This window comes from Pseudoalteromonas sp. CNAT2-18.1, assembly GCF_022347865.1.
GTDB lineage: Bacteria > Pseudomonadota > Gammaproteobacteria > Enterobacterales > Alteromonadaceae > Pseudoalteromonas > Pseudoalteromonas ruthenica.
Map to the genome: position 1 here is coordinate 200,519 of NZ_JAKRFR010000001.1, position 26,740 is coordinate 227,258.

Below are 26,740 nucleotides of genomic sequence, written 5' to 3' on the forward strand. Positions count from 1 at the left end.
ATAACCTACTTAATATTATGTGCATAACTAGGTAGGTTAAATTTAAGTCAGTAAAAACATGATCTCGCAGCTAGTAAGAATCAGATCTTTACCAGGTAAAATTACGATCTAACAATTTTAAATTTATTATTAGATAACAGTAAGTTACCTATCTATTTTGCACCCTTAACCTATTACTACCTATATATTTAAACCTATTTACCCTACTTATTACCTTAAGGGATTTATTCTTAAAAAATTTCTTTGATTTAATTTCAATCAAAAAATAGAATGTCGTCTAAAATATATGTTTACAGGTAAAGTAGTGGACATTATACTAAAGCCTCAAATTTAGGGAAGCTAGTATGACAATCAAACAAAGTGCGCTAAAAACATATCAGTTATTGAAAGCCACCGCCGATGTAGCTGAAAAGTCATTAGAAGGGCGAATACAACATTATCGCGCTCACCTTAAGTCAGAAGAAAAAGAGCTGCGGACATACACCCAAAAAGCGGCCGCCGATTTGTTAGGCTGTAATAACCGAACCTTAAAGCGACGTCATGATCAGGGCGATTTTGATCATATTGAAATACGTCGAGGTGCAAATGGTCACTATGCTTATACGTTGTCAAACATCTACGCCATGGCCGAAGTCATGGGCATTGATGCCGACCACCGTGATAAAGACGATAAACTGCAAGTCATTGTTATCAACTCCTTAAAAGGAGGGTGTGGCAAAACCACAAGCATGGTGAATATAGCTGCTGCATTGGCCACCACCAACATTAAACGATATCGAATAGGTATCATCGATCTTGACCCTCAGGGCTCCTCTTCTAGCTTCTTTCCCCCTAGTGAGCCAGATCCCATTACCGTTGGCGATCTTATGCGTGATTGTATCGATTTAGAAGAAAATGAAACCTGGGAGCAAATCGTCAGCGATGCGTTTCTACCAACACACATCCCTAATATTCGTGTCCTGCCATCAGGTATGGACGACTTCTATTTTGAGCATGAAATAGCCACTATTTTGCGCGAAAGTGCCAACTACGACCAAACGCGGCATTACCATAAATTGCTTGAAAAGGTTATTGAGCCGGTAAAAGATCAGTTTGATATCATCCTAATTGATACCGCTCCATCACTTAACTTTATGTTTTACAACGCGTTAATGGCCTCAACCTCCATGCTTATCCCGGTCCATCCTGAGGCTGTAGACTTTGACGCAAATAATAAGTATCTCAAGCGCTTAGGTGAGATTTATCACACTGTCGCGGCGCTCGGTCACGATGGCTGGGACTTCATGCAGTTTTTGGTGACCAATTACGTCAAGGGGAACCATTCGCAGCGAGATATTGTTAAGGATGTCCGCTCGGCCTTTGGTCGTCAGGTGATGAGCTACCCCATTAACCACAGCAGCGCCATTACTGCTAGTTCATCATCGTTCAATACCATATTTGATCAGAAAACATCAGATAGCTTGGCAAGTAGAGAATCGCTAGTAAAAGCGCAGGAAAACATTAAAGATGTGGTCGATGAATTAGAGATGTTAATACGCTCTAATTGGCCGTCCACTCAGTCTCAGTTAGAGGCGACTAAGTAAGGCACTGTCATGGCAAAAAAACGTAAAAATGATACTCGAATAGATCCGTTCGCAACAGCGGTAGAAAATAGCAGCCTTGATCAACTTTTAGAACAAGCACAAGCCGGCGATGTTATTAGCATGCCAGCACCGAGCGATCCGCAGCGTACAATTCGCTTAACGTGTGAGGTGATCCCCCACGCTGAAATAGAGCAGCGTACCAAAGTTTATGGTAAAAACCGCCGAGTTCAGGCCCTGCTGACCGAGAAGTCTGTGGCTGACATTTTGCCCGCAATCGCAGAAGATGGACGCAACCAGCATCCGGCTTTGGCTTGGGAGCATGATGACGGTTTATTTGTGCTGGCGGGTTCTCGCCGCCGTAAAGCCTGCATTCTCGCAAAAGCTGACTATTTGGTATTAAGCTCTGCAGATTTCAACGATGAGGACGCCAAAATACTCGCGGTTTCTTCAGATCAGTATATTGCGCCAAGTTTGTGGGAGTTGGGGCAAGCATATGTATACACCCGTGATGAGTTACAGCAGCAAGGTAAAAAAGGTTCTTATCGCGAAATAGCGGCCCTCGAGGGAGTGTCACACACCGCTATTGCTGATGCCATAAAAGCGTATGAGTGTCTTCCTCACGATGTTTTGGCGCTCTACCCTACTGCCAACTACGTCGGTCGCGAAGTCGCTAAGAAACTGATTCAAGCCAAAGATAAAGACGCAGAAAGCTTTAACGAGCGTGTTAAACAATGCAGTGGCCATTTTAGCGACCAGCATTTTGACAGTGACGATAAGGCGGCATTAGCCGTTACTAAGTATTTGTGCGATGTTGAGCAGGCTGGAAAACGTACGCAAGATATTGATTTAGGTAATGATTTTGTGCGTGTACAAAAGCATACTAAAAGTGGTGATGTAACCATAAAAATCGATAATAAAGTGCTAACAGATAAACGCTTTGCACAGTTGGCGAAAATGCTAGAGAGCTTTAATTAGCCATCATTCTGTATAAGTAAGCTCCAATCGGGGCTTACTTTTTTAAACCTTTGTACCTATTTTGTAGGTTCCTCACTAGTTCATACTTTTTCCTTCCCTTTAAAGGCGATATACTGGCATATTTGAGTTCCAGAGTAGGTCCATGGCGTCGTCGTTAACCAAAGAGGATTTATTGGCTGTTTTTGCTGAAGTGAATGAGCAACAGCAGTTTACATTTCCACTTTCCGAATTGGCATTAAAACGATTATTCACCAAAGGTGTGTACAGTCGTGCTCAGCAAATGTTGCGAGATGAGCAAGTATTGTGGGTAAAGGCAAACGATGACTACACGCAAATCGATGCCCAAGTGATGGACGACGATGGAACCACCTACGATCAGCAGATTCGTCTCAATGTCACAGCCCAAGTCGCTGATGTTGAAGCGCACTGCAGTTGTGATGCTAAAGTCCGTTGTAAGCACGTGGCCTCGGCGTTACTGCAGTTGAAGTTACAAAGCCAAGGTGATTATGCTCATCAATACCGTATCGAAGACTGGTTTAATGAGATAAAAAGTGATGGCTCTGCGTCTGATGTGCAAAATCACGGAATTGCCTTTGAACTACATCCTCATCATCAGCAATTAACTTTGACGGCTAAAATCGCGGCACTAAATGAAGATAATGAATACACCCAAGGGCGAGCGTTAACCGAACAACAAAGCCACGCCCAAGTGACGCCTAAAGGGGTATGTGAGCAAGACTTTCGGCTGTTTTCTTGGATCCGCTCACAAAACCAGCCTGGCAAGTTAACCCTTCACTCCCAGTGGGGTGAAAGAGCACTTTTGCAGCTACTGAGTAACGCTCAGCTGTTTTTTGAAAAGGAGCGTCAGCCGTTACAACTGGGTAAGCCTATAGCGCTTAGTTATCAATGGCAGGTTAAGAATGATATTGCTCAGCTGCGCGCAAATTATCCTAATTTCAACGCCGAGCGGGTATTACCGACCTCCCCACCTTATTACGTTAATACTGCGGAACACCAGGTTCATGCTTTGCAAACTCACCTTAGTGCAGAGCAAATACAGGCGTTAGCACGCTTTCCTCAGGCCGAAGCCAGTGAAGTCGACGAGCTGGCTAAACGACTAATGAAAACGCTTCACCTGAGAACTTTGGTGAATCAAAAAAAAAAGTTAACACCTTACTTTAATCTGCAATTTTTAACTGCCCAGGTGCCCTATAAAGTCCGCCTAGTGGCAAAGGAGAGAACGCCAGCGATAACCGCACTGCAAAATTTAGGATTGCAACCATGTAAAGCCCCTTTACAAGACGAGTATATATTCATTCCGCGTTCGCGCTTACATCAACAGCAGTGGCTGTTTGAATTGAATAGCCAAGTGCAGGCGCTGGGCGGTACAGTGACAGGCCTCCCCAAAGCTGATGTGAAGAACACCACCTCAGCGCGCATTATCGCCCAGGTAAATGCGTTGCACGGCCATCGCTTAGAAGTGCAGTTTGTTATTAAACATCGCGCTAAGGACTATCCATTGACCTTAGCGCAAATGCAGTCGGTGCCAGCCTATACCACACAGCATTATTTTATTGCAGTAGAGGAACGTTACTTTACTATTACTGCTGCCACTGCTGAATGTATAAGGCAGTATCTTGCCCGCTTTGCTCGTGGCAAACATCAGCCGCACTGTACGCTTCCTCGCAGTCTTTATCAGCAACTACAACAAGAACAATCATTTGAGTTGCAAGTGGATACTCAGTTGCAAAAGTTGCTCGCTCCGGCCACCTTGAAGTCGCTGAAAAAGCCGCAGTTACATCACAGTGTTACTTTGCGAGAGTACCAACACTCAGGCGTTAATTGGCTACAATTGCTCGCTGCACAAGGTTTAGGTGGGGTATTAGCGGATGATATGGGGCTAGGTAAAACATTGCAGGTTATCGCCTTCCTGAGCACCTTAGAAAATACCCAAAAGCCCCACTTAGTCTTGTGCCCAACGAGCTTAGTCGCGAATTGGTACAACGAAATTCAACGCTTCTGTCCGCATATGGATGTCGATGTGGTTATCGGACACAACCGTACCGCACAATTACAGCAGCTAAATTGTAAGAATGTTATTGTCACAACCTATACGCTATTTAAACGTGACTTTGCGTTTTATCACGGTGTGCAATTTAACACTGTGGTGTTAGACGAAGCGCAGGCGATAAAAAACGCGCAGTCACAGTTAAGCATCAAGGCCAAGCAGTTACAGGCCCAAACACGAATCGCACTCAGCGGCACACCCTTTGAAAACAATTTGCAAGAGCTCAAATCGGTATTTGATTTCGCTTTGCCCGGACTGTTAGGCAGCGACGCTCAGTTCAAAAGTAACTTTCTCGAAGCCACTGATGGGCTAGTAGCGCTGCAAGAGGCTATAAGACCTTATTTGCTGCGCCGAGCGAAAGCAGATGTGCTCTGCGAACTACCTAGCAAAACTGAGCTGGTAAAACAGCTCGATATGTTACCCGCACAAGCCCAGGTTTATCACAATTATCACCGCTCTTTACACGATAAACTCGCCCATTTAGTGGCGCACCAGGGGGTGGGGAAAAGTAAGTTACAGTTCCTTGATGCACTTTTGAAACTTCGTCAAATTTGTTGCCATCCGCAGCTAGTTGATGACGCGCACGAAGCCAGCAGTGCGAAGCTACAGTGGTTAGCCACGCATTTACCACATATGCTCGCTCAGGATCATCATGTCATTATCTTTAGTCAATTTACCTCAATGCTGCGTTTAATTGCCAAGCAGTTGACCGACTTAGAGGTTGATTACGCGATGCTCACCGGTCAAACTCGTGACCGCCAGCACCAGGTGGACGAGTTTCAACAAGGACATAAACGCGTGTTTTTAGTCAGCCTTAAAGCAGGCGGCAGTGGCTTAAATTTAACCCGCGCCGATACAGTGATCCATTTCGACCCTTGGTGGAACCCCGCTGTAGAGCATCAAGCAACGGACCGCGCTCATCGCATGGGTCAAGATCGATCCGTCTTTGTGTATAAGTTAATTATTGCCGATTCCGTGGAACAGCAAGTGATGTCTTTGGCAGATAAAAAGCGTCACTTGGTTGATGAGTTCTTAAATACGAGTTTGTTGGTAGATAAAAAAATTGATGATAATCAACTGCTTGAAATGCTTAATCTACAAAATGAAGAAAAAGCATAATTTCTTTTGAACTTTTGGCTGTCGCCAGACTCTATTATTATGCTTGTTAGACAAGCACCCTATGTTGATTTCCCTGATTATTATGAATTGGCCAGCTTTGATTTAGCTGGCTTTTTTTTGTCTGGGATTTGCTATTATCAAGCCAACAGCATTATTTTTGCGAGAAAGGTATGTTCGCGTCACTTTCCACTACAGCATTACTGAGCCTAGGTTCCCTCGCCTTTGTTATTCCTCTTTGCTTGTTCTTGGGGGTCAGGGTATCACACTATAAAAAGCGCAATGAGCACACACAGCAACAGCTTTTAGCGCAACAGCAATATCATCAGCAGCAGCTTGGCGAACGAGATAATCGTTTAGAACGAGAGCGTCAGGAGGCGCAGCAACTGCAGCAAAAGTTAACCCTTGTTCATGGCCGTTATGAGTCATTGAAGGCGACGCTAGAGCAAAAAGAAGCGCACTTTGAGCAGCAACTGCAGTTAGTCAAGGATTCTAAAGACCAACTAAAGCAAGAATTTAGCGCGCTCGCGCAACAAGTCTTTGAGGATAAATCACAGCAGTTTAAAAGCCTTAATCAGCAGAGTATGGAGCAGATATTAAAACCAGTACAAGGCGAGTTAAAAGGTTTCAGAGATAAAATGGAGCATATCCACTCGCAAGAGCTGCAACAACGAGCAGCACTTAAAGCCGAGTTAGTACATCTACAAAAACTCAATCAATCTATTACCGAACAAGCTGAGCGTCTCTCTACGGCCTTACAAGGGCAAAAGAAAACCCAGGGTAACTGGGGTGAGTTAATGTTAGAAAACGTTTTAGACAGCGCTGGACTGCGCCTCAATGAGGATTATCGGCGCGAAGCGAGCTTTGATACTCCAGAAGGTCGCTTCCGTCCCGACGTGGTGGTCTATTTGCCACAACAACGCCATATTATCGTCGATGCCAAAACGTCTCTAAATGCGTATACCCGATACGTTAACGCTCATAGCGATATTGAAGCTCACCAAGCCTTGGCTGAGCATGTGCAAGCGATGAACGAGCGTATCAACGAGCTTGCAAGTAAAGATTATCATCGTTTGGAGCAACTGAACTCCCCGGAAGTGGTGATTATGTTTGTGCCCATCGAAAGTGCCTATGTTGAAGCTCTGAAGTATCAGCCTGATTTGTATCAACGCGCCATTGAACGCAACATCTTGGTTGCGACACCGACAACCTTACTTACCAGCTTGAATATTGTTAAACAGCTTTGGCGTTTTGAAGATCAATCGAAGCATACGCAAGAACTGGCCAAACGTGCAGAGCGGTTTTACGCGAAACTCAACAGCTTTTTGGTATCAATGGACGGTGTAGGTAAACAGCTCGACAAAGCCAAAGAAACTTACGATAAAGCCTTTTCTCAACTTTATAGCGGCAAGGGGAATCTTATAAAACAAGCCAATGAATTCAAAGAGTTAGGCGTTGCTGTTCAAAAAGAGCTACCTGCTGAGCTACGTGAAAAGGCTGAGCTTGAGCTACAACAAGCTCAATAAAGACAGGAGTCAATGTGGCGCTTTTCTGATTTGTGTAATTCCTAAAGCGATAAAGGCTGCAGATACTGCAAACAAAGAGAGAATATTGCCAATGAATGCGGCGCCAGCAAAAGCGATTGCGCTGGCGATAAATAAGTATCCAGATATCTTCATCATAACACGTCCCTATATGACTGAAGTAAGTGATAACGGTGATACACAGCGTTCGTAAACCCCCTTTACAATTCATGAAACTGTCATCTTAGAACCCTAAGCTATGCGCAAAAAATAATGACTTAGGTTTTTTATGACATCGCATCATTCTCAGGGCTTTATCGAACGCCTGCAGCAATTACAAAGCTTAGCGCAAAATAAGTATGGGATCGAAATAGCTTCGGAAAAATTTATCGCTGATGAGAGTTATCGGAAGCTGGTACTCAATGAATTAAGCCTATTGGGAGATAGTGAGTTAAGTGCCGTCATAGCCGCTATGCAAGATATGCAACAGCAGCAAGGGGCATCACCCAGCACTGGCGCAAGCGAACAAGTCAGCAAAGATAAAACCACCACGCCGCTGTCACTTATTTTTGCTGGGGTAGCTGTCGTTCTTGCGCTCGTCGCCACAGGGTATACCTTTTACGTCAACCAAGAGCCTGACATCGCCATGGCCTCGAAGCCAGCGGCACCAACACAAGTCAACACAGCTCAACAGCCTACCAACAATGGCAGGGTTCAAGAGAAAGAGCAACAGCCAGCGCAACTAGCATTTCGTATTCACGGTTCCAACACCATTGGTGAAAAGCTTGCTCCAGCCTTACTCGAGGGCTACCTAAAGGAGCTCGGGGCAAAGCAGTTTAATTGGCGTCAAGGCGAAGTCAGCGTCGAAAGAGAACTGCACTATCAGCTCGATAGCAAGCCATATTACATCGAGTTGCATGCGCATGGCTCAAGCACTGGTTTCGCAGACATTGAAGCCGGCAAAGCAGATTTAGCAATGGCTTCACGCAAAGTTAAAAGCAAAGAAGTCGATAAGCTTAAAGCGCGTTTTGGTGATTTCAGCCAAATAGGCAATGAGCACATTATTGGCCTTGATGGCTTAGCCGTTATCGTTAATCAAAATAACCCAGTCAGCCACCTATCAACGCAGCAATTAGCTGCGGTTTTCTCCGGTAAAATAAGCAATTGGCGTGAGCTTGGAGGCCCTTCTGAGGCCATTAATCTATATGCTCGAGACGCCAAGTCTGGCACCTGGGACACCTTTAAAAACTTAGTGCTTAAAAAGCATCAGGCGCAGTTAAGTCCGCTTGCCCAGCGCTTTGAGTCAAGCTCAGTGTTATCTCAAAAGGTTTCACAAGATGAGTACGGCATCGGTTTTATAGGGCTGAACTACATTCTTCACAATAAGGCAATTGCGGTCTCTGAGGGAGCTCAAACAGCGCCCATCTACCCTACTCGCTTTACTATCGGTACTGAAGATTACGCGCTAGCACGTCGACTTTACGTGTATACACCGACCACGGCATCGATGTTTATCAAGAACTTTGCTCAGTATGCCATTTCTTATGCCGGGCAAGAGATAGTCTCCGATACGGGTCTTATTTCGCAGAATATTCATGTTGAGCAAGTGCAGCCAATGACTGAAGCGCCCACGGTATATAAGCAGTATGCTAAACAAGGTCAGCGATTATCACTGACGTTTCGTTTTGAGCATGGAAGCGGTCAGTTGGATAACAAAGGTAAGCGCGACCTCCAACGTTTGCTCGATTACCTTGAAAGTCATGCCCAAAAGCGCGTAATACTAATGGGGTTCTCTGATAACTCCGGGGATGCAGGGCGCAATAAAACATTATCTTTGCAGCGTGCTCGTTCTGTAGAGCAGGAGCTCACCGCTCGCGGTGTGGCGGTCTTTGACACCCAAGGGTTTGGTGAGGTTTTGCCTGTTGCCAACAACCAAAGCAAAGAAGGTCGAGAACGTAATCGTCGCGTTGAGGTGTGGGTGTTGTAATTATTCTGTCATCGATAGCTGCTACTTTAGTTGCTGATTTAGGAGGGGATATGTTTGCCATATTAACGGATCACTATAATCTTACCGGCGCCTTTGCCCGCTTAAGTATGGTTGAAGCCATGCGTGTACAACGCAATTTAGATCAGGTTTTTACCGACTTAAAGCTACCTTCCGATACGCTTCTTAACCGTATGCGCGAAGAAGGGTTACTCAAAGACGCGATAGCGGGTGTTAAAAAACCGCATACCGATGCGAGTGAATCCGTGATTCAGAGTCACCTCGGACAACTCTTTTTAGATTATCACAAACTCAAAGCCACCTTAGCCAAGCTGAGCTTGGCTGAGCAGGTTGCTTGCAAAGAGACATTTACGATTGCTGCTAAAGCTTTAAATCTGCCCTCTGCAGATTTAGCTGCGATGATGGCGCAAGAAGGTGTGTCGGTAGAAGCTATGGTGCCTAAAGACCCTCAACAAGAGCGTATTAACGCTGTCCGTGAGCGATTAAATCAAGCTGCGTCACAGCAACAGAGTGATGCTCAGCGCGTGCGTGATCGTTTGAACTCATTAGTTGAGGAGCAACAAGACCCAAAGGATGAAGTCGTAGATGAAGGGGCTCAAGTCGTTCCACTGCGTCGCCAACAAGCATAAGAACAGGCAAGTTAACTCAGTTTTGCACCGCCTTTTAGGCGGTTTTTTTATACCTCGAGTTAGTAAAAAAGTGATTTGTCCCTGTCGTTTAGTTAGTAAAAATGTGGTTTGTGATAGAAATAAAGCTCAATACAGTTGGTAAAAAAGTGGTTTATACCGCTGTAAAGGCCCAGTAACCTCTTTAATAAAGCTCCCCTTGGGGAGATGAACATCGCCTTGCTTGCACTAAGTAAAATGCTGATCCAAAAAAAGGGCCGATAACGGCCCTTTCACTGGCAACACACCTTTTGGTTTAGAACTGGTTCATGGTATTGGCTTCGCCGCCTGCTTTGAGTGCGTTTTCGCCGCAGAAGTATTCCTTGTGGGTATCACCAATATTTGAACCCGCTAGGTCTTGGTGCTTCACTGAGGCTTGCTCTCGACGAATCTCCTGGCGTTGCACATCGCGCACGTAGGCAAGCATACCTAAGTCACCAAAATACCCTTCAGCAAGAATATCGGTGCTGAGCGCCGCTGTGTGGTAGGTGGGTAAAGTGATCAAATGATGGAAAATACCCGCCTCTCGTGCTCCGTCACGCTGGAAGTTTTGCACATAATGATCCGCTTCTTTGGCTAGTTCTGAGCCATCGAGGCTCGCATCCATAAGCACTTTAGGATCTTGGCTTGGGTCTGGATAAGCACTTAGATCGCGGCCATCTTGTTGCCATTGGCTATACACCTGCTCACGGAACTTCAACGTCCAGTTAAATGAAGGCGAATTGTTATACACCAATTTAGCGTTAGGAACTTGCTCGCGAACGCGGTTTACCAGCTCCGCAATTTGCTCTACATTCGGCTTCTCGGTTTCAATCCATAGCAAATCGGCACCATGTTGTAAGCTTGTGACACAGTCTAGTACTACGCGGTCTTTTTCCGTACCGGCGCGGAACTGATATAAGCCGTTGTCTAAGCGCACCGGTTTACATAGCTGACCGTTGAGCTTAATGGCTGTTTCACCTTCTAGCAGATCATCCCCCCCAGAAATAGGTTGGGTATCTAAGAAGCTCAAGTATTGGCTAGCAAGATCTCCGGCTTCCTTGCTTACTGGAATTTTCTGGGTCAAGCTCGCACCTAATGAGTCGGTGCGCGCAACGATGATGCCATCATCAACACCCAGCTCTAAAAAGGCATATCGAACCGCATTGATTTTGGCCAAGAAGTCCTCGTGGGGCACCGTTACCTTACCGGCCTGGTGACCGCACTGTTTAGCATCGGATACCTGATTTTCAATTTGAATTGCACAGGCACCGGCCTCTATCATTTTCTTCGCTAATAGGTAGGTGGCTTCCTCGTTACCAAAGCCGGCATCAATATCGGCAATAATGGGCACCACATGGGTCTCAAAGTTGTCGATTTGTGCGGTGATAGCTGCAACATCGCCACCTTGGGCCTTGGCCTCGTCCAATGCCTTGTATAGATGATCAAGTTCACGGGCGTCGGCCTGTTTTAAGAAGGTATAGATCTCTTCAATAAGCATAGGCACCGCCGTTTTTTCGTGCATACTTTGATCCGGTAATGGACCAAACTCAGAGCGCAATGCTGCCACCATCCAGCCACTAAGATAGACATAGCTGCGCTTAGTGGTTTTTTGATGACGTTTAATGGCCATCATCATCTGTTGCGCGGTAAACCCATGCCAACAACCTAAGGATTGCGTGTACTGGCTTGAATCACCGTCGTAAGCGGCCATGTCCTCGCGCATCACCTTAGCGGTGTATTTGGCAATATCGAGACCGGTTTTGAAACGGTTTTGAAGCTGCATACGCGCTGCATATTCCGAATTAATCCCTTGCCACTGCGGTAGGTTGCTCTGACGAAGGCTGCTTAACGTGTCGATGTGTGCGTTGTAGTTTGTCATTATAGGTATCCTTTGAACGGGTAACTGTTTAATTGCCCCAAAGCCAATGTGAGAGTGCTCGGTGCGTTGTATTTTTACCCTAGGACGAATTGGGTTGATTTATTAAATTTATAGTTATTATTGTGGCTATATTTTTAGTGAATGAGATTTGGGTTCACATCAGCGCTTTTTCAGTTACAGTGAAATGACTAACTTCTTCGTTTAAAGGAAACGCACATGACCCAGCGCATCTCTCACAGCGGTTTGGCTATTGATGCTCAGCTTTATCAATTCATAACTGAGCAAGTCCTGCCGCACACGGAACTCGATACTGAACGCCTGTTCGCGGGTTTGGCCGATATCATTCAGCGCCTTACTCCCATCAATAAGGCATTACTGGCGAAGCGGGATAGTTTGCAGAAGCACATTGACGGTTATTATCAGAAAAATACTAAAGATAACCATGATGAATATACCCAGTTTCTAAAAGACATCGGTTATTTGCTAGAGCAACCACAGCAGGTTAGCGTAGAAACCGAGGGTGTAGACGATGAAATCGCGCGCATGACTGGACCGCAGCTTGTGGTGCCAGTGAGTAATGCACGCTTTGCCCTAAACGCCGCCAACGCCCGTTGGGGCTCCTTGTATGATGCACTGTATGGCAGCGATGTGATCAGTGAGGAAGAAGGCGCAGAGCAAGGGAGCCAATACAACCCTGTGCGCGGCTTTAAGGTCATGGCCTATGCGCGACAGTTCCTAGATAAAGCGTTACCGCTCAAAAGCGGCTCACACATTGAAAGTACCGAATATGCGATAAACAATGGCGAGCTTGTGGTTATCTTGGGTGACTCTCAGCAAGTAACCCTCGCTGAGCCCTCGCAGTTGATTGGCTATCAGGGGCAACCTGAGCGCCCGACTGCGTTGCTATTTTGTCATCATGGCCTGCACTTTATTATCGCTATCGACCCACACAACCGCATCGGCCGCGACGACAAAGCTGGCATTAAAGACATCGTACTCGAGTCTGCTCTAACCACCATCATGGACTGTGAAGACTCTGTCGCTGCCGTTGATGGCGAGGATAAAACACAAGTTTATCGTAACTGGTTTGGGCTGATGATGGGAAACTTGAGCTGCGAATTTTCCAAAGATGGGCAAACTCAGACACGGCGCCTTAATAAGGATCAACATTTTACTAAGTTAGATGGCTCGTCGCTGACCCTTCATGGCCGAAGCTTAATGTTTGTTCGCAATGTCGGTCACCTGATGACAACACCCGCCATACTAGACAGCGATGGTAACGAGGTATTTGAAGGCATATTGGATGCGGTCTTTACTAGTTTGTGCGCGCTTCCCGAATATCACAGCCGCTCCGAGTTAGCTAACTCGCGCACTCAGAGTATTTATATCGTTAAGCCTAAAATGCACGGCCCCGAGGAAGTGGCCTTCACCGCGCAGCTATTTAGTGAAGTGGAGGCTTTATTAGCCCTTCCTAGCAATACCTTGAAAATGGGGATTATGGATGAAGAGCGGCGTACTTCGGTGAATTTGAAAGCCTGTATTGCGCAAGCGAAACAGCGAGTGGTCTTTATTAATACCGGCTTTTTGGACAGAACCGGCGATGAGATTCATACCGCTATGGAGGCCGGTGCGGCATTGCCAAAATCGGCAATTAAAGCTCAGCCTTGGATAGATGCCTACGAGAAACGCAATGTTAGTATTGGCCTAGAATGTGGCTTAAGTGGTAAAGCACAAATAGGTAAAGGCATGTGGCCAATGCCAGATAAACTGGCGTTAATGATGGAGCAGAAAATCGGCCATGTGAAATCGGGTGCCAACACCGCCTGGGTGCCCTCCCCGACTGCCGCAACCTTACATGCCCTTCATTATCATGATGTTGATGTATTCGCGCAGCAAAAAACATTATCAGCACAAAGCCAGCAGTCCTTTAGAGACTTACTCACACCGCCGATTGATAATCAGCAACAACTCAGCAGCGAAGATATTCAGCTCGAACTCGATAATAATGTTCAAGGTATTTTGGGGTATGTTGTGCGTTGGGTAGAGCAAGGCGTTGGTTGTTCAAAAGTGCCCGATATCAATAATGTCGGCTTAATGGAAGATCGCGCGACATTACGGATTTCTAGTCAACATATTGCTAATTGGCTGCACCATGGTATTTGCACCGAAGAGCAAGTCCTGAAAACCATGAAGCGTATGGCTAAGGTGGTTGATGAGCAAAACGCAGGCGATAGCCAGTATAAAAATATGGCTGATAGTGAACAAAGTTTGCTTGATAGCTTAGCGTTTCAAGCTGCGACAGATTTGGTTTTCAAAGGCAGATCACAGCCCAATGGCTATACCGAGCCGCTTTTGCATCATTACCGCCGACTGTTCAAAGAACGCCAAGCGTCGATGTAAAGGGCCTTTACAGCAATAAAAAAGCCGGCATATTAGCCGGCTTTTTTATTAACGCTATTAGTTATTAACAATGGCGTTGTGATAGACATTTTGTACGTCATCACAATCTTCCAACATGTTCATAAACTTCTCAAAGTTGGCGATATCATCTTCGTCGGTGATTTCAATGTGTGTTTGTGGCACAAAGGTAATTTCGTCAACATCAAAGTTAATGCCTGCAAATGCTTCTGTAAGTGCTGTTTTCGCTTTGAAGTATTCGGTATGCGGGGCAAATACAGATACTTTGCCGTCTTCTACTTCGACATCTATGACGTCAACATCAGCCATCATTAGCGCTTCTAACACTTCTTCGTCATCATCACCTTCGAAACCCAAAATGGCGAGGTGATCAAACATGTGCGCAACGCAACCTGGGTTGCCGATCTTGGAGTCGGTTTTGGTAAACGGTAAGCGTACGTCTTTAATGGTTCTATTAGGGTTATCAGTAAGGCAGTCTACAATAACCATGCAGTTACCTGGACCGTACCCTTCATAACGTGCCGCAGAGTAATCTTCACCCGCACCACCGGCTGCTTTTTCTATCGCCTTATCAATTACGTGAGCGGGTACTTGATCTTTTTTAGCTTTATCAATCAAACGGCGTAGAGAAAGGTTTGCATCTGGGTCAGCACCGCCATTTTTTGCAACGACGTATATCTCTTTACCGTATTTTGAGTTTACTTTTGTTTTTGCCGCGGCTGTTTTCGCCATGGCGTTTTTACGAACTTCAAACGCTCTGCCCATTTTCAATCTCTCAAGTTTGAATTTATTTCCTCACTGGATTTTAACAACTCGCAGCACATTGGGCTAGTGCCATGTTTACATAAAAGTGCTGCTTTGTTGGTCAAACTTTTTAAATGAGGCTATTTAACATAATTTGGGAAGAGTGAAGGCAACTCACTGAAACAGCGAATGATATGATCAGCCTGATGTGCATAATCAGGAAGCGCTTGGGGCGCGTATAAGCAAGCGCGCATATTGGCGTTGCGCGCCGCTTCAATATCGTATTTATAATCACCTACGTACACTAGCTCGGTTGGCGCTATCTGCCATCGTTCGGCAATGTGAAGCAGTGCACTGGGGTCCGGTTTTGCGGGAGCATCATCACGGGTCAAAATTAGCTCAATTGGCAAAGGGTTACGTTTTACTTTGATCGCCGTTGCTTGCTGACAGTTACGGGTGACGATGGCCATCGGAATGTTGGCTTGGTGTAGCCTTTGCACTGCTGCCTTAACCTCTGGTAATAATTGAGATTGCTGTGCATCGGCAAGTTCGTGGTCGAGTATCACTTGCTCTGCTCGTTGCCGCCCTTCGCTATCCAAGGTACTAACAAAGTCTAAAATATCGATATCAGCGTGGCAGTTGAGTTGTTCACGGATGCGAGCAAAATTCAGTATAGAGCTGAATAGTGTGCCATCCATGTCAAAAATGACGCCATTAAGAGAATGAGGCTTGCTGCTTGGCATTGTATTTCCTGTAAACTATATGGTTGCAATGATACGACCTTGCACCGCTATAAGCGCAACCATAGCAGGAAAAAACGCGCACATCGACATCTTCCCTGATGTGCACGCTGGTTGGGGGAAGCGCTTAGAAGGTAACGCTATGCCACTGGTTCTGGCGTTCAAAGTACAAAGTTCGCACTTTGCCTTTGCCCTCTATATTGACCATATTAATTTGCGCAGGCCACAGTTCATGTAGTGCCCCGTGTGTCATTTTCAGGCCCTTTAGCGGCTGCTTTGGCATCGCTGCCTCTTGGTACACCCAAAAAAACTTACCATCCACTTCAAAGCCAACATTGCTCAACTGCAAAGGCTGATCGTTGGGGTCGGTTATCGCCACTTGTTCGGCTACATAGTCGGCAAATTTTTGTTGGTCATCTGCATGCTTTAACATATCAGCTTGATTGCCAAATAGGTCTTCGACGGCATGCTCTGTGTCATGAAGATAAAATCGATGCATCAGCTCAATATGTTCAGTGCGTTGATTGAACAGCACGGTGGTCACCGAGTTTTTTAATTGGTGAGCCAAGCTGGCGCTGCTAAATAGCAGCACCGATAAAAGCACGATAATACGCATTATGGCTGTTGTTCCTCTTCGTTAGCCTCTTTGAGCTCGGTTTTAATATCGTGCATGATGTCGCGACTGACCTTAGCCTTGCTCTTCTTACGCTTGTAGGTCTCGATACGCGATTCCATGATACGTCGTGGGTAATAGTTATTAGACACATCTACATCTGCGGTTTCCCAGCCCGGGTCGACGGCTATACTGGCAATTTCTTTACCCTTATCGGTCACTATCAGCTTTTCCACCTGTTTGGCATTCCGGCGCCAGATTTCGGCTGGAATGTAACGTTGCTCTGTGGTGCCATCGGTGTAGCTAAGCTCGAGTAAAATGGGCATAACCAGGCCGCCCACGTTGCTAAATTGCATCACGTAATAGTTGTTGTCCTCGGCTACTGCTCTGTCTAGGGTGCGACGCTCCCAGGGATCTAGCTTGCTGAGCATCTTTTGGTAGGCATTACGCTCTTTGTTGGTCACGGTGAAGCGATCGTTGCTGTCGTAAAAGTCGCGTACATCCGGGTTCTTATCTATCCACAAGTCACGGCCCTCACGCTTGTTGCGCTCAACAAACAATGATGTCGGCTTATTTTTCTCAATCTCACGCAGGCGGTTAAAGTCGACATCTGGGTTCATGGTATCCAAACGCAGCTTGTATACCTTATCTAAAGCGATATCGACGTGATCGGTGCTATAGAACCAGCCTCGCCAAAACCAGTCTAGGTCGACACCTGAGGCTTCTTCCATGGTGCGGAAAAAGTCAGCGGGAGTGGGTCGTTTGTATTTCCAGCGGTTGGCATATTCTTTAAAGGCAAAGTCAAATAACTCGCGCCCTAAAATTACCTCGCGGAGAATATTAAGGGCCGCTGCTGGCTTAGTGTAGGCATTGGGCCCAAGGCGCAGCACACTGTCTGATTGTGTCATAATCGGCACTTGATGTTCAGATTTCATGTACTCGACAATATCGCGAGGCTCTACTCCCCAAGGAATATCTGGATCCCACTCGCGTCCAGCAACCCCGTCAAGGAAACTGTTTAATCCCTCATCCATCCAAGTCCATTGACGCTCATCTGAATTAACGATCATGGGGAAATAGATGTGCCCAATTTCGTGTATAACAACACCAATGAGAAAACGTTTCTCTGCTTGGGAGTATGTGCGAGAGCCGTCATCGCGCAACTCCGTGCGTGGCCCGTTGAAGGTGATCATCGGGTACTCCATGCCGCCTACAGGACCATTTACTGACTGGGCGACCGGATATGGATAATCAAATGAATAGCGAGAGTAAACCTCCATGGTATGGATCACCGCTTCGGTGGAGTATTTTTTCCACAGGTCGCCGCCCTCTTTTGGATAAAACGACATCGCCATCACCAGCGGTTGTTCGTCGCCTCCTTGATGATAGCCTTTCGCATCCCACATAAATTTTCGTGATGATGCCCACGCAAAGTCGCGTACATTATCGGCCTTAAAACGCCAAGTCTTGGTCTCTTGTGTGGCTGTTTTTTCGTTCTCTAACGCCTCTTCTTCGGTCACGATAAAGACCGGACGCTCAGCATTTTTTGCTTGTTCTAAGCGTTGGCGCTGGGTGCGGTTAAGGACCGAGCCTGGGTTATCCAGGGTACCAGTCGCGGAGACGATATGATCTGCCGGCACGGTAATTTCAACATCATAATCACCGAACTCTAGGGTGAATTCGCCACGCCCTAAAAATGCTTTATTGGTCCATGCTTCATAATCGGTGTAAGCCGCTAAACGCGGAAACCACTGCGCTAACAAAAAGATGTCATTGCCGTCTTTTTCAAAGTGTTCATAGCCATTGCGAGCGCCCACGGCGTCTTCTTCAACAATATTAAACGCAAAGTCCATGCTCAATTCGGTACTTTGTCCAGGTCTCAGAGGCTGGTTTAAATCGACGCGCATAAGGGTGTCGACAACAGTGGCTTTGAGATCATCCCCGTCCTCATCTTTGATATTGCTGAGCACGAACCCCGGCTCATTGTCGGCGAGAAATTGCATGCGTCGCAGGGCCGACAAGCTCAGCTTACTGGGTTTACCTACAGGCTGAGCCTCAAGCCCAGACTTGAAGGTTTTACTGCGCTCTGCAATTGAGTCTGCCTTATATATATTTTGATCTAGCTGGAGCCACAAGTAACGCAGGGTGTGCGGAGAGTTATTGGTGTACTCGATACGCTGACTGGCACTCAAACGTCGTGCTTTTTCATCTAGGGTGACGTCTATATCGTAATCCACTTGCTGCTGCCAATAATTTTCCCCCGGGGCGCCAGCGGCACTTCGGTAGCTATTTGCAGTAGGCAGGGACTCGTCTAGTTGGCGAAACTTATCTTCGAAATTCCCCTTGGTTTGCATTACATTGGCCATCACCCCTTGGCTAATCAAAGTGAGCGCCCCAAGCAGAACTAAGGTTTTATTATTTTTATTCATCATAAACACAGTGTTTTTTGCTATTTGTGACACTGTTGCAAAAGTAGCCAAATGCTGCAACTGAGACGCGATGAAGTGCATACAAGCGCGACCAATCTAATGCTAAAAGTGGTATAAAAAATGCTGTAGTTATTATCTGTAAAGGGGGTTTCCAGTTTTTTTCGTGGGATTTTCCCATTAAAGGTTGCAATTGCATTTTAATTAATTTTAGAATCCCCCACTTTTTTAATTCGTGAACAATAAAAACAAGGATTATCAGCCTAACAAGTCGTGCTTTGACTGGGCTGAAACATAAAGTAAGCGATAGGAAGTTCACTCAATTCGCTCACATAGCAAGGTATAAAATTGGTGGTGCTATGGATTTTTATGTCCTCAAAAAGAAAGACGAGTTAATAGCCATTCCTGCAAATGAGCAGCATTGTAAACAATACTTAGATAATGGGTATTTTTACATTGATAAAGTGGCAGCATGTGATGAAAACACCGCAATTCGTCGTTTAAAAGCGAAATACCAGCGAAATATGCGTTTGCCTTTAACCGCATTAGCGATAGTAATACCGGTTATTATAGTTACTTGGTGGCAAGTAACACACTGACACCAGCACGCTTAAACGCGTGCTGTTCCATGCTATAGTGGGCGCAATAGCAAATAACTTAATGTACTGATGCGCTTACTCCACACCTCTGATTGGCACTTGGGTCAGCTTTTTTATGAGCATACTCGAGTGCAAGAACATCACGCCTTTCTAACCTGGCTTATTGGTGAATTAAATCGCCAAGCTGTTGACGTATTGTTGGTTAGCGGCGATATCTATCACACCGCTACTCCGCCAACACAAGCGGAGAATCAGCTTTATGAATTTGTTAAAGCGGCTAAGGCGGCCTGCCCTACCCTACATATAGTGATTATTGCCGGTAATCATGATAGTGCGAAACGCATTACCACAGCACAGCCATTACTGGCACAGTTTGACACTCATGTAGTCGGTCGCTTTGATTTTCAGCGCCCCGAGTTGAGTGTCATTAACATTACTCGTGGTGATCAGCACTGTGCGATTCTTGCCCTTCCCTATCTGCGTGCCAGTGATATCCCTGATGCACAAATGAGTTATGCTCAGGCGGTCAAAGAGGCCTACCAACTTATGCTTGAGCAATGTCAGCTTGAGGACGACTCCAATGTTATCGCCATGGGCCATCTACATGCTCGGGGTGCCACTGTCAGCGAAGACTCAGAGCGCGCTTTAGTCATTGGCGGTGAAGATGCCATCGGCGCTGATGTTTTTCCGCCCCAAGCCTGTTATGTTGCCCTCGGCCACTTGCATAAAGCGCAAAGTGTTAACGCTAAAGAATACATTCGTTACAGTGGCACGCCCTTCGCGATGTCGTTTTCGGAACGTCAATATCATCACCAAGTTTTGCTGTTAGAGGTACAAGATAATGCCTTGCAAAGTGTCAACCCCCTTTACATTCCTCGGCATCGGCAATTACACCTTGTTCCCGAGGCTACCCTACTGCCGCTAGCTCAAGTATGTGAGCAGGTTCGGCAGTTACCCGGCCCTGATGATGAGCAAGGGTACATTCGCGTTCGCCTCTCGAGTAAAGAGCTTGCCACCGACTTTCGCGAGCAAATCGAGCATGCACTTCAAGGCAAAGATTTACTTTTTTGTGGCGTGGAACGGGTGCGCTCGCAACGGGAGAGTAAAAACGATGAACTTGAACTACAAGACTTATCGCAAGTAGAGCGCCTAGACGCTGCGCACTTATTGAGTGAAGCCGTCAACGAGCATGATGAGCTTGAAGATCACGATATTACCAACGAGGTTAAAGATTTGTTTGCGCAGTTAGTTGAGGATGTTGAGCAGGAGGGGAATAATGAAGATTAATCGCCTGCAAATTCATAATTTAGCATCATTATTAGATGCAGACATCGATTTCAGCCGCCCTCCCCTGCGTGACGCTGGTTTGTTTGCCATAACTGGTGACACAGGGGCTGGAAAAAGCACTATATTGGATGCGCTGTGTTTAGGCTTATATGATAAAACCGCCCGGTTGAGCAATGAAAGCACACAAAAAGTAGACTTTAATGGCGACAATGTGCGCCTCAATGATCCGCGCCACCTATTGCGTCGTGGTACCGGTATAGGATGGGTCAAAGTTGATTTTGTGGCTATCGATGGCGCTCATTATCGCGCCCTATGGCAAGTGACCCGAGCACGTAAAAAACCAAACGGTAAATTACAAGCACCCACTCATGCACTGTACCTTATGCCGCAAGAGCAGCTGGTCAGTGATGGTAAACTTGAGACAAAAAAAACCATTGAGCGGTTAGTTGGGCTTAATTTCGAGCAGTTCACGCGTGCGGTGATGCTAGCGCAAAACGAGTTTTCTGCTTTTTTACGTGCGCAAGGCGATGAGCGAGCAGTATTGCTTGAGCGTTTAAGTGGTACACAAAAGTACTCCGTTGTAGGTCAGCGCGTGTATTCTGGTTACAAAGCCAAGCTTAATGACGTCGAGGCATTTAAGGCTTCTATGGATGCGGTTGATATTCTCGATGAGCAACAATTACAGGAGCTTAACGAGCAGCAACATCAGTATATCGAGCAGCAGCAACAATGCCAAAAACGACGAGAACAGGTTGCCAAACACCTCCAATGGTTCACAGCCGAGCAACAGTTACAACATGAAATCGCAGACCTTCAACAGCGTATACAAACTACGAGTAACAGCCTAGAGCGATTAGAACCCAGGGTGAGAGAGGCTCAGCGAGTTAAGCAATGTTGGCAAATTGAAGATAACCTTACTTCCACAGCACGATTGCAACAGCGTTTGGCGCAACAGCAAACACGCCAAGAAGAGCTAATACGCAGTGATGCTAAAAGTGTATGGCAACACGGCGAACAGCAGCAGCAATTAGCACAACAACAGCTGCGCCATGCGCAACAGCAATATGCGCAGCGCAAAGAGAAACTCAATGCCGCCGTGGCACTGGATGTAAAAATTGCACAAAAGAAGGAGGTGCTCGCGGCAAAACGCTCTGAGTTCGAACAGACGAGCGCACAGCAGCTGCAATTGACGCAGCAAAGCCAAAACCTCGCTGCACAAGTGGATGAAAGTAATAGACGCCTTGATGAATACACGACGCAATTAGAATCACAACCTTGGCTCGCTGAGTTAGTAAAAAATTGGTCTCATTACCATCATCTTTGGCAGCGTATTAATAGTTATGATGCTACATATAAAGAAAAAAACGAGCAGTTACAGGCATCTAATAACGAGCTTTCGAAGCTTGATCAAAGCCTTGCCACACTCAATGAAGAAAACATCACATTCCAGCAGTCGATACAAGCACTTGAGCAGCAAATAGTAAGTTTACAGCCGCAGCCTGAAGCCTTTTCTGCAACTGAGCTTCAGCGTCAGTTAGGCACATGGCAACAGGCCTTGGAGCGTTTTCAACAATGGCATAGTAGTAACCGTCAGCTTGTAACTGTGCGTCATCAACAGCAATCTCTTCATGCAGAGCTTGAACAAAAGCAACAACAGCTGCATGAGGCTTCGCAACATCACTCAGTTTTAGAGCAGCAATTGTCGCATGCACGCCAGGCTTATGAGCAGGTTAAACTGCGTGCAAGCGAGCAGATCACGCATTTACGTACTCAGCTTAAAAGTGGTGAGCCTTGTATGGTGTGTGGTTCTGAACATCATCCTTTTGCAGAAAATGATGACAATAATCATGCTTTTGCTGCGTTATTAGCGGACTTTGAACAGGCTTACGCAACGGCTCAAAAGAATCTGGATCAGCATTATACTAAGCGGCATGCTTTGCAAACCGAGATCCAGTTAGCACAGCAACAAATTGATAATGTCAGCGCTACTGAGCAACAGCTGAAGTCGCAGCTACAACAATTCGCGCAGCAGCTAGAGCCCTTTATTCAAGGTAAACCCCTTGATGAGCTTAGCGATCAGGATTTTACTAAGCCCATTGCGGATATCCAACAGCAATATCAGCAGTTGGAACAGTTAGAGCAACAGTTAGTAAAATTACGATCTGAGTTAAAGGTTCAGCAACAAAACAGCGGCGAATTGCAGGGGCAATTACAAAGCTGTGAACAGCGACGTCAGCAACTGCAGCTACAAACGCAGCGTCTTGCTTACGAACTTGAAACTGAGCAGCAGCAATGCCAACAGAGCATCGCAGAGCTGCGAGAGCACTTCAGTGAAGCGCCTTGGTGGCAAGATAGTCTGCATCAGTTAGCGCGACTTTGGCAGCAATTGGTTGAGCAAAAACAGCAATTTGAGCAGCTGCAAAATGAGTACGCCCGGGCCCAACAACAGACTACGCAGCTTAATCAGCAGCGAGATCAGATTTTTACTAAGCTAGAGTCACTGCAATCTCAGCAGCAAAAGCTGGGCGAGCAACTGCAAATGCAAGAACAAGAGATCACTCATTTACTAACCGAGCGCAGTACTCTTATAGCTCATGGGCAAGATCCCAAAGCGCAACTAGAGGAGCTGGAAGAGTCCATCGAAAAGGCTCAGCAGACACTAGACACGCAACAAGCAGCGTGTCAGCAGCAGCAGCGCCGGTATGAGCAAGAGCAAAGTGAATACCAGCACTTAGTAAAAAATTGTTCCCAGTTACAACAAGACATTGAAGAGTTAAAAAAAGCCTTTGATGTCTGGTACCAGGACTACAGAGCCTTTGATGAGGCCTTAACAATTGAGCAGATCAAAAATTTACTAACTCAAGACAAGCAACAAGTACAAGCAGTACTCACTGAGCATGCAACATTAGAGCAAACGAAAGTGCGTTTTCAGGCTCAGCTAGAACACAGTGAGAGTCGCTTACAACAGTTAGTAAAAAGCCGTCCGGACAAAAATTTAACAGAGCTTGAAGCGCAAAAGCGGCAATTGGATGAGCAGTTCGATGACAGTCAGCAAGCCTTAACCTTACTCGGTGCACGACTAGAAAATCATCGGCAAAACGTCGAACGCTTAGCCGAGCAAGGAGAGCAGTTGAAAGAGCTACAACAGCAACTTGCTACTTGGACTACCTTAAACAGCGCACTAGGTGATGCCCAAGGGAAGCGATTGCGAAACTTAGTGCAAAGCCAAACTTTGGCTATATTGCTTGGCTACGCTAACCAACATTTACACGCCTTGTCGAAGCGCTACCGTCTTACTCGTATTACGGGCACGCTCGATATAGCTATCATTGATCACGATATGGCTGATGAGCAACGCAGCGTGAATACCCTCTCCGGTGGTGAATCTTTTTTAGTGTCATTAGCTCTCGCCCTAGGGTTGGCGTCGCTATCGTCCAATAAGGTCAAAATTGAGTCCTTGTTTATTGATGAGGGGTTTGGCACATTGGACAGTGAAACATTGAGCATTGCTATGGATGCACTTGATAACCTGCAAGCGCAGGGCCGCAAAGTCGGGGTGATATCGCACATACCGCAACTTACTGAACGTGTCGCAACGCAGGTGAAGGTACGCAAACGCCCCGGTGGTTACTCTGTGGTGGAGTGTGAATAATCATTCTTAGTTCATGTGCTTGCGCTATGCTAATGAACACAGTCATCGCTGTAGTCGATATTAAATCAAGGAGGTATTATGCCTAGTTTTCAAGGTGAAGAAGCGACTAATTACGACGAGCGTATAAGCCGTCTAGTGCCCGGTTATGAGTTGTTGCATCAGCTCACACAAGCACAATGCCAAGCTCAGTTAAGCTCGTCGGCGTCCATTTTAGTCGTGGGTGCGGGCACAGGCAAAGAAGTGGTGGCGCTTGCCAAAGCAAACCCCAATATGCACTTTGTGGCTCAGGATATTTCCGCTGATATGCTGGCAATAGCCGAGCAGCGCTTTGATGAAGCGGGAATAAGCGCGCGGGTAACATGCCATTGTGGTGATGTTGGCCAATTACAGCAACAATTTGACGGTGCATTATGCCTATTGGTTTTACATTTCTTGGCAGACAATGGTGATAAAGCAGCGTTATTAAAGTCGATACGCCAGCAATTAGCCCCCCAAGCATGGTTGTGGCTCGCTGATTTAATGAAGCCTGAAACTCAGTTTGAACGTGATGCGCAGTTTATTGCTTGCCAGCAATTAGGGTTAAGTGATGCGGGTGTCGAACGTATGCGCCACAATCTAGAGCATGAGTTCTACCCACTGGATCGTATGCGTTTGGCTGAACTACTTGAACAGTGTGGTTATGGTATCGCCCGCTGCTACTTCAAAGCGCTAGGCTTTACTGGTTATGCAATACGTTGTCAGTCGTAGTGTGATGCAACTTTTTAAGGCGCTCAAGCTGTTTTTTCAGCGTGTTTAAACAAAACGGCTTAATGATGAAACCATCAACCTTAGCGCTAATCATATCAGTCACTACCTCTTTCTTATCTTCGCAGGTCACTACGATGACTGGAATATAACCCCAGTCATCGTGTTTGCGAATAGTAAGAAATAAGTCTTTGCCATTGACCTTTGGCATGTTGAGGTCGGTCAGTACTAAGTCAAACCGGGTTTTTTCCAATAGCGACAGTGCCTGCTCACCATCGGTGGCCTCTACGATATCGTCGTAGTCCAGTTTACGCAGCATATTAATAAGTACATGGCGCATTAACGGCATATCATCAACGACTAATATCTTCACTTGGTATCTCGCCTACATGGTAACTTCTTACAGTGTAGTCAATTTTTATACTTTCGTGGTGTCGCCTAAGGACCATCCTATAACTTGATATGGGTGTGGATGAGCTCACAAAGAATATCGATTTTGGCGTTATTGAGTTGTCGGTAATCAAAATAGGGGCACACGATAATACGTTGTGTGGGCGATATAGCGAACTCATCGTTAAGCCAGATCAGATTTATACCAAGTTGTTCATTTGCTGCGAGCTCTTTAGCATGAGTTTTTCCGGCAATAATATGTAGCGCTGCGTCAGGGTCGGTTACGTCAGGCTCGCTAAAGAGCAACGCCGTTTGTGAGTGGTTTTGCAGTAGTGTTTGATCTCTAAATTGTTGCCATGTGTCTACACTTTTTAAGGCCAAACAACTGGGAGCCAGTTGATATAGCCACTTTGCATAGACATTAAATACTTTTCGCCAACCGTTCCCTGCCTCTGCGTTTATTTGTGCTATCTGCCCTGCTTGCAATGGCAAGGTATCGCTTAAAGTTTGAAACTGAATCAGGTTTGGGCGGTTTTTTACATACACTCTGATTGCCGCATCGCTTTGCCCTAGGCCTATCGCTTTTATTGTCACCTAATACTACCTATCGCTTGAAGCACTTAGTAAAAAACTGATCTTAAGCAAGATAGTAAATTATTGCTATGATTTTTAAGCGGTTATAAGCTTTATCTCGTACAGAGGTCATTACTGTATTGTTCGGTTATACCCGATTAAAGACTATATTTACTTGGAGCTCATGCTATGCGCGCACAGATCATAATTTTACTAACGGTTGTATTATCTGCTTGTACTTCTGTACCTGACAAAGTGTCCCCAGTTAGCCCTTTTAATTTAGAGCGTTACATGGGCACATGGTATGAAATAGCCCGTATGCCCCACCCTTTTGAAGAAGGCTTAAGTCGCGTCACTGCGACGTACAGCCAGAATGATGATGGCAGCGTCAAGGTCATTAATCGCGGCTTTAACGCAGAAGAGCAACAATGGTCCCAAGCTGAAGGTAAAGCCAAGTTTGTTGGCGATCCGAATACTGGCCATCTTAAAGTCTCTTTCTTCGGCCCCTTTTATTCCTCATATGTTGTGTTTGGATTAGACCAAGAAAACTATCAATATGCTTATGTGAGTGGTTATAACACCGACTATGCATGGTTACTCGCGCGTGAAAAAGAAGTTGATGAGCAGCGTTTAGAAGACTTTAAAGAGCAACTTAGATCAGCGGGGTTTGCGGTAGAAAAGTTGATTGAGGTGCAGCAGTAATATACCTGCGATAAGTTCGCTGCTAACTGATAATTCAGGTATAAAATGTAAAGGGG

At 45.9% G+C, this 26,740-nt stretch carries 20 protein-coding genes; 12 read left to right on the top strand and 8 right to left on the bottom strand.

The genetic code is table 11. From position 1 onward, the window contains the following. The first annotated feature begins 344 nt into the window (after positions 1-344). The 4 genes from MHM94_RS00935 (at position 345) to rmuC (ending at position 7,268) form a co-directional block, all read left to right on the top strand. Positions 345-1,583 (top strand): AAA family ATPase, encoded by a 1,239-nt coding sequence (locus MHM94_RS00935; protein WP_022946896.1) that lies wholly within the window; start codon positions 345-347, stop codon positions 1,581-1,583. Between the two features lie 9 nt (positions 1,584-1,592). Continuing rightward, on the top strand, positions 1,593-2,558 hold the full coding sequence (locus MHM94_RS00940; protein WP_235418347.1) for a transcriptional regulator: 966 nt from the start codon (positions 1,593-1,595) through the stop codon (positions 2,556-2,558). Between the two features lie 142 nt (positions 2,559-2,700). After that, on the top strand, positions 2,701-5,745 hold the full coding sequence (locus MHM94_RS00945) for a DEAD/DEAH box helicase (protein WP_235418348.1): 3,045 nt from the start codon (positions 2,701-2,703) through the stop codon (positions 5,743-5,745). Positions 5,746-5,915: 170 nt separating this feature from the next. Then, entirely contained in the window at positions 5,916-7,268 is a 1,353-nt protein-coding gene (gene rmuC, locus MHM94_RS00950) for a DNA recombination protein RmuC (protein ID WP_026110913.1), read from the top strand. Positions 7,269-7,277: 9 nt separating this feature from the next. On the opposite strand, the gene MHM94_RS00955 is transcribed toward rmuC, so the two are convergent. Beyond that, the gene (locus MHM94_RS00955; RefSeq protein WP_022943535.1) at positions 7,278-7,424 is read right to left on the bottom strand and encodes a hypothetical protein; all 147 of its coding nucleotides are present in this window, start codon (positions 7,422-7,424) and stop codon (positions 7,278-7,280) included. Between the two features lie 130 nt (positions 7,425-7,554). Between MHM94_RS00955 and MHM94_RS00960 the strand changes: the two genes are divergently transcribed. Both MHM94_RS00960 and MHM94_RS00965 read left to right on the top strand, forming a co-directional pair. After that, positions 7,555-9,252: a phosphate ABC transporter substrate-binding/OmpA family protein gene (locus tag MHM94_RS00960; protein WP_138548224.1), complete on the top strand. Its 1,698-nt coding sequence runs from the start codon at positions 7,555-7,557 to the stop codon at positions 9,250-9,252. A 50-nt stretch (positions 9,253-9,302) separates the two neighbouring features. Continuing rightward, on the top strand, positions 9,303-9,899 hold the full coding sequence (locus MHM94_RS00965; RefSeq protein ID WP_235418350.1) for a hypothetical protein: 597 nt from the start codon (positions 9,303-9,305) through the stop codon (positions 9,897-9,899). Positions 9,900-10,191: 292 nt separating this feature from the next. Here MHM94_RS00965 and MHM94_RS00970 read toward each other — a convergent pair whose 3' ends face one another. Continuing rightward, on the bottom strand, positions 10,192-11,796 hold the full coding sequence (locus MHM94_RS00970; protein WP_053909453.1) for an isocitrate lyase: 1,605 nt from the start codon (positions 11,794-11,796) through the stop codon (positions 10,192-10,194). Positions 11,797-12,012: 216 nt separating this feature from the next. Here MHM94_RS00970 and MHM94_RS00975 point away from each other — a divergent pair, with 216 nt between their 5' ends. Further along, entirely contained in the window at positions 12,013-14,196 is a 2,184-nt protein-coding gene (locus MHM94_RS00975; protein ID WP_235418351.1) for a malate synthase G, read from the top strand. 57 nt (positions 14,197-14,253) lie between these two features. Here MHM94_RS00975 and MHM94_RS00980 read toward each other — a convergent pair whose 3' ends face one another. From MHM94_RS00980 to MHM94_RS00995, 4 genes are all read right to left on the bottom strand, one after another. Further along, positions 14,254-14,979 carry a YebC/PmpR family DNA-binding transcriptional regulator gene (locus MHM94_RS00980; RefSeq protein WP_235418353.1) on the bottom strand — a complete coding sequence of 242 codons (726 nt, stop codon included), beginning with the start codon at positions 14,977-14,979 and terminating at the stop codon, positions 14,254-14,256. Between the two features lie 119 nt (positions 14,980-15,098). Next, entirely contained in the window at positions 15,099-15,701 is a 603-nt protein-coding gene (locus MHM94_RS00985) for an HAD-IA family hydrolase (RefSeq protein ID WP_235418355.1), read from the bottom strand. A 124-nt stretch (positions 15,702-15,825) separates the two neighbouring features. After that, positions 15,826-16,314, bottom strand: coding sequence for a DUF6702 family protein (locus MHM94_RS00990; RefSeq protein ID WP_022943528.1), 489 nt, complete (start codon positions 16,312-16,314; stop codon positions 15,826-15,828). Next, positions 16,314-18,740, bottom strand: a complete 2,427-nt coding sequence (locus MHM94_RS00995) for a M1 family metallopeptidase (protein WP_235418791.1) — start codon at positions 18,738-18,740, stop codon at positions 16,314-16,316. Before MHM94_RS00995 ends, MHM94_RS00990 begins: the two co-directional genes overlap by 1 nt. A gap of 356 nt (positions 18,741-19,096) precedes the next feature. Here MHM94_RS00995 and MHM94_RS01000 point away from each other — a divergent pair, with 356 nt between their 5' ends. The 4 genes from MHM94_RS01000 (at position 19,097) to MHM94_RS01015 (ending at position 25,022) form a co-directional block, all read left to right on the top strand. Next, positions 19,097-19,336, top strand: a complete 240-nt coding sequence (locus MHM94_RS01000; RefSeq protein WP_022943526.1) for a hypothetical protein — start codon at positions 19,097-19,099, stop codon at positions 19,334-19,336. A gap of 69 nt (positions 19,337-19,405) precedes the next feature. Further along, positions 19,406-20,623: an exonuclease SbcCD subunit D C-terminal domain-containing protein gene (locus MHM94_RS01005; protein WP_235418357.1), complete on the top strand. Its 1,218-nt coding sequence runs from the start codon at positions 19,406-19,408 to the stop codon at positions 20,621-20,623. Continuing rightward, complete coding sequence (locus MHM94_RS01010; protein WP_235418359.1) at positions 20,613-24,275, top strand: AAA family ATPase; 3,663 nt, start codon at positions 20,613-20,615, stop codon at positions 24,273-24,275. The genes MHM94_RS01005 and MHM94_RS01010 overlap by 11 nt, the downstream gene beginning before the upstream one ends. A 78-nt stretch (positions 24,276-24,353) precedes the next feature. Further along, a complete protein-coding gene (locus MHM94_RS01015) occupies positions 24,354-25,022 on the top strand; it encodes a class I SAM-dependent methyltransferase (protein ID WP_235418361.1) in 669 nt (222 codons plus the stop codon). On the opposite strand, the gene MHM94_RS01020 is transcribed toward MHM94_RS01015, so the two are convergent. Both MHM94_RS01020 and MHM94_RS01025 read right to left on the bottom strand, forming a co-directional pair. After that, positions 24,991-25,392 carry a response regulator gene (locus MHM94_RS01020; protein WP_138548215.1) on the bottom strand — a complete coding sequence of 134 codons (402 nt, stop codon included), beginning with the start codon at positions 25,390-25,392 and terminating at the stop codon, positions 24,991-24,993. The two genes, MHM94_RS01015 and MHM94_RS01020, sit on opposite strands and share 32 nt — an antisense overlap. A 77-nt stretch (positions 25,393-25,469) precedes the next feature. Beyond that, a complete protein-coding gene (locus tag MHM94_RS01025) occupies positions 25,470-26,003 on the bottom strand; it encodes a hypothetical protein (protein ID WP_138508193.1) in 534 nt (177 codons plus the stop codon). A 168-nt stretch (positions 26,004-26,171) separates the two neighbouring features. Between MHM94_RS01025 and MHM94_RS01030 the strand changes: the two genes are divergently transcribed. Next, a complete protein-coding gene (locus MHM94_RS01030) occupies positions 26,172-26,684 on the top strand; it encodes a lipocalin family protein (RefSeq protein ID WP_235418362.1) in 513 nt (170 codons plus the stop codon). Positions 26,685-26,740 lie beyond the last annotated feature (56 nt).

Bases quoted from the DNA above. Each gene is read 5' to 3' on its own strand.
- MHM94_RS00935 (WP_022946896.1), top strand. From the start codon at position 345: ATGACAATCAAACAAAGTGCGCTAAAAACATATCAGTTATTGAAAGCC.
- MHM94_RS00940 (WP_235418347.1), top strand. From the start codon at position 1,593: ATGGCAAAAAAACGTAAAAATGATACTCGAATAGATCCGTTCGCAACA.
- MHM94_RS00945 (WP_235418348.1), top strand. From the start codon at position 2,701: ATGGCGTCGTCGTTAACCAAAGAGGATTTATTGGCTGTTTTTGCTGAA.
- rmuC (WP_026110913.1), top strand. From the start codon at position 5,916: ATGTTCGCGTCACTTTCCACTACAGCATTACTGAGCCTAGGTTCCCTC.
- MHM94_RS00955 (WP_022943535.1), bottom strand. From the start codon at position 7,424: ATGATGAAGATATCTGGATACTTATTTATCGCCAGCGCAATCGCTTTT.
- MHM94_RS00960 (WP_138548224.1), top strand. From the start codon at position 7,555: ATGACATCGCATCATTCTCAGGGCTTTATCGAACGCCTGCAGCAATTA.
- MHM94_RS00965 (WP_235418350.1), top strand. From the start codon at position 9,303: ATGTTTGCCATATTAACGGATCACTATAATCTTACCGGCGCCTTTGCC.
- MHM94_RS00970 (WP_053909453.1), bottom strand. From the start codon at position 11,796: ATGACAAACTACAACGCACACATCGACACGTTAAGCAGCCTTCGTCAG.
- MHM94_RS00975 (WP_235418351.1), top strand. From the start codon at position 12,013: ATGACCCAGCGCATCTCTCACAGCGGTTTGGCTATTGATGCTCAGCTT.
- MHM94_RS00980 (WP_235418353.1), bottom strand. From the start codon at position 14,979: ATGGGCAGAGCGTTTGAAGTTCGTAAAAACGCCATGGCGAAAACAGCC.
- MHM94_RS00985 (WP_235418355.1), bottom strand. From the start codon at position 15,701: ATGCCAAGCAGCAAGCCTCATTCTCTTAATGGCGTCATTTTTGACATG.
- MHM94_RS00990 (WP_022943528.1), bottom strand. From the start codon at position 16,314: ATGCGTATTATCGTGCTTTTATCGGTGCTGCTATTTAGCAGCGCCAGC.
- MHM94_RS00995 (WP_235418791.1), bottom strand. From the start codon at position 18,740: ATGAATAAAAATAATAAAACCTTAGTTCTGCTTGGGGCGCTCACTTTG.
- MHM94_RS01000 (WP_022943526.1), top strand. From the start codon at position 19,097: ATGGATTTTTATGTCCTCAAAAAGAAAGACGAGTTAATAGCCATTCCT.
- MHM94_RS01005 (WP_235418357.1), top strand. From the start codon at position 19,406: ATGCGCTTACTCCACACCTCTGATTGGCACTTGGGTCAGCTTTTTTAT.
- MHM94_RS01010 (WP_235418359.1), top strand. From the start codon at position 20,613: ATGAAGATTAATCGCCTGCAAATTCATAATTTAGCATCATTATTAGAT.
- MHM94_RS01015 (WP_235418361.1), top strand. From the start codon at position 24,354: ATGCCTAGTTTTCAAGGTGAAGAAGCGACTAATTACGACGAGCGTATA.
- MHM94_RS01030 (WP_235418362.1), top strand. From the start codon at position 26,172: ATGCGCGCACAGATCATAATTTTACTAACGGTTGTATTATCTGCTTGT.